Origin of the sequence: Streptomyces sp. SBT349, from assembly GCF_001083795.1 — a bacterium.
Classification (GTDB): Bacteria; Actinomycetota; Actinomycetes; order Streptomycetales; family Streptomycetaceae; genus Streptomyces.
Genome location: NZ_LAVK01000561.1, coordinates 1 through 2,952 on the forward strand (window position 1 = coordinate 1; position 2,952 = coordinate 2,952).

General features: G+C 75.9%; 3 protein-coding genes. 2 read left to right on the plus strand and 1 reads right to left on the minus strand.

What is annotated here, in order from left to right:
• The first annotated feature begins 76 nt into the window (after positions 1–76).
• Both ADY01_RS34570 and ADY01_RS34575 read left to right on the plus strand, forming a co-directional pair.
• Complete coding sequence (locus ADY01_RS34570; protein WP_053171522.1) at positions 77–619, plus strand: ArsR/SmtB family transcription factor; 543 nt, start codon at positions 77–79, stop codon at positions 617–619.
• 65 nt (positions 620–684) lie between these two features.
• Positions 685–1,953, plus strand: a complete 1,269-nt coding sequence (locus tag ADY01_RS34575; protein ID WP_049580745.1) for an MFS transporter — start codon at positions 685–687, stop codon at positions 1,951–1,953.
• Between the two features lie 215 nt (positions 1,954–2,168).
• On the opposite strand, the gene ADY01_RS34580 is transcribed toward ADY01_RS34575, so the two are convergent.
• Positions 2,169–2,894 (minus strand): hypothetical protein, encoded by a 726-nt coding sequence (locus ADY01_RS34580; RefSeq protein ID WP_049580744.1) that lies wholly within the window; start codon positions 2,892–2,894, stop codon positions 2,169–2,171.
• Positions 2,895–2,952: the final 58 nt, after the last annotated feature.

Consider the following 2,952-nt stretch of genomic DNA (forward strand, 5'->3'; position numbering starts at 1 on the left):
GACCGGCACCGGCACCGGCACCCCGCCCGAGGCCGCGCACGAGGCCGCGCACGACGTCGTCCTCGACGCACGCGGCCTGCGCGCCCTCGCCCACCCCGTGCGTGTTCAACTCCTCGGACTCCTCCGGCGCTTCGGCCCCGCGACCGCGACCCAGCTCGCCCGGCGCCTCGGCCTGACCTCCGGCGCCACCAGCTACCACCTGCGGCAGCTCGACGCGGCGGGCTTCGTGGAGGAGGACGCGCAACGGGGCAACGCCCGCGACCGCTGGTGGCGCTCGGTCCACCGGGCCACCCGGCTCAAGGGGCGGGAGCTGAGCGAGCGCGAGCCCGAGGCCACCATGACCTACCTGCGCTCGGTCGCCGCCGCCTACGCGGTGCGCGTCCAGGAGGCGCTCAACGAGCTGGAGACCATGCCCGAACCCTGGCGAGACGTCTTCACCCTCAGCGACCGGTTCCTCTATCTCACCCCGGACCAGGCGACGCGCCTGAAGGATGAACTGGGCGCTCTCATCGCCCGTCACACCTCCGAGGCCACCGCGAGCGCGAACGCGGCGCCGCCCGGCGCCAGGCGCGTCTCGATCATGACGCACTTCCTGCCCGACCTGGACGACCAGCCGTGACCGCCGCGCCCGCGGGGGCGCGGGACGGGGGCGTGCGGGCGGCGCGGCCGGGCGCGCGCGGCCGGATGCGCCCGCTGGCCGGGGTCCTCGCCGCCCTCGCCGTGTCCCACACCGGCACGCGGGTCTCGGCCGTCGCGCTGCCCTGGTTCGTGCTCGTCAGCAGCGGCAGCGCGGTCCAGACGGGACTGGTCGCCTTCGCCGAACTGGCCCCCTACGCGCTGGCCAAGGCACTGGCCGGGCCCCAGGTCGACCGGGCGGGACCGCGCCTGGTCTCCTGGAGCACCGACCTGGTCAGCGCCGCCGCCGTCGGCGTCATCCCGCTGCTGCACCTGGCCGAGGCGCTCCCGTTCTGGCTGCTGCTCCTCCTGGTCGCCGTCGTCGGCGGCGCCCGCGGCCCCGGCGACCTGGCCAAGGCCGTCATGGTGCCCGAGGCCGCCGACCGGTGCGGCGTTCCCCTCGAACGGGCCACCGGCCTCTCCGGCGTGATCGAACGCCTCGCCTCCACCGTCGGACCGGCCGCCGGAGGGGCGCTGGTGGCGGGGATGGGCGCGCCGGCGGGCCTGGCCGCCAACGCGGTCTGCTTCGCCCTCGGCTCGCTCGTGATCGCAGCGACCCTCCCCGCGGACATGGGGCGCGGCGCCGGGCGCGAACGGCAGGGGCCCGGGTACTGGCGCAGCCTCGGCGAGGGGCTCGCGTTCCTGCGCGCGGACCGGCTCCTGCTGACCGTCGTGGTGATGGTCGCCGTCACCAACCTCCTGGACGCGGCGCTGATGAGCGTGCTGCTGCCGGTGTGGGCGCGGGAGTCGGGCGCGGGGCCCGTGGGGCTGGGCATCGTGTCCAGCGCGGCCGGGATGGCCGCCGTGGCCGGCAGCCTCATCGCCGCGGCGATCGCGCACCGGCTGCGGCGCAGGCTGGTCTTCTTCGCCGGATTCCTGCTGGCGGGGGCGCCGCGCTTCCTGATCCTTGCCCTCGACGCTTCGGCGGGGCTGCCGCTGTCCTCGGTGGTGGCCGTGGCCGCCGTCTCCGGCTTCGGCGCCGGGTTCCTCAACCCCATCCTGGGCGCGGTGATCTACGAACGCATACCCCGCCCGCTGATCGGCCGGGTCACCGGCCTCACCAGCGCCCTGTCCTGGGCGGGCATGCCGTTCGGCGGCCTGGTGGCGGGCGCGGCGGTGGCGGCCGTCGGCCTCGCCCCGGCGCTGGTGGTGGGGGCCGCCGCGTACTTCCTCACCACCAACCTGACGGCCCTGCGCCCCGAATGGCGCGACATGGACCGCCACCGCCCCCCGGCACGAGCCCCCGCGGACACGGCCTCCGCCGCGGACACGTCCTGAGCCGACCGCTCTGACCAGGCCGGACAGGGACTCGCTGTCCGGGACAGCGAGGAGCCCTTGCGCGGCGGCGGGGAGAGCCCGCAGGCTCGGGCGGGCAGAGCGGACTGACCACCCGCGGGGGGTGACGGTGAACGGCCCAGGGGCACACGTCCGAGGGGGGCGGCGACCGTCGCCCCCATCTGCGCCGCGCGCCGGGCGGGAACGGGTGCCGTGGGTCACTCCGGGCCGGTGTCGATCTCCGCGACGCTCTCCGTCCTGGCGTAGAGGACGGGCTCGTTGATCTCCAGGTTGTTGATCACCTTCAGGCAGGCCGCGATGCCGTGGCCCACCAGTTCCTCGGTGACCTCGCCGTAGGCGACCTCGAACAACGTATTCGGCGCGCGCTGGTTGTGCGCCGGGGCGGCGGGGCCCGCCGGGTCGCGCCACGTGCCGTTCGCGCCCGCTTCCGTCGCGGCGCGGAGCGCGAACGCGATGCTGTGCGCCTTCTCGCGCGGCACGGTGACGGTCAGCAGCTCGCGGGCGACGCGGTTCAGATAGACCCCGTCCTCCGCCGCGCCGAAGAGCAGGGCGTGCAGCAGGTCCTTGGCCTCGTGCAGCAGCTCCGCGCCCGTCGGTGACCTGCGATCGGGCCCGATCAGCTCGCCGCCCTTGGCCGGGGGGCCGATCAAGTGGCCCTCGGCCTCCAGCCGTTCCCGGGTGAACGACCGGAAGCGCTCGACGAGTTCGGCGAGGGCGGCCACATCCAGGCCCGGCTCGCCCGCCCGGGCGGCGGGGGACCGCGGCGTCGGCACCGGGGAGGCGGCGTCCCCGAGCGCCTGGCCGAGCAACTGGTCGACGAGCCAGTCGCGCGGTCGCAGGGCCAGCTCCCTGCGGACCCGCTCCCTCAACTCACCGTCCAGCTCACGCCGGACCCGACCGATGATCTCCTCGATGCCGCTCATGCGCCGGACGGTAGGCGCCCACCCGCCCCAGCGGTTCCCGACCGCCCACCAAACCACC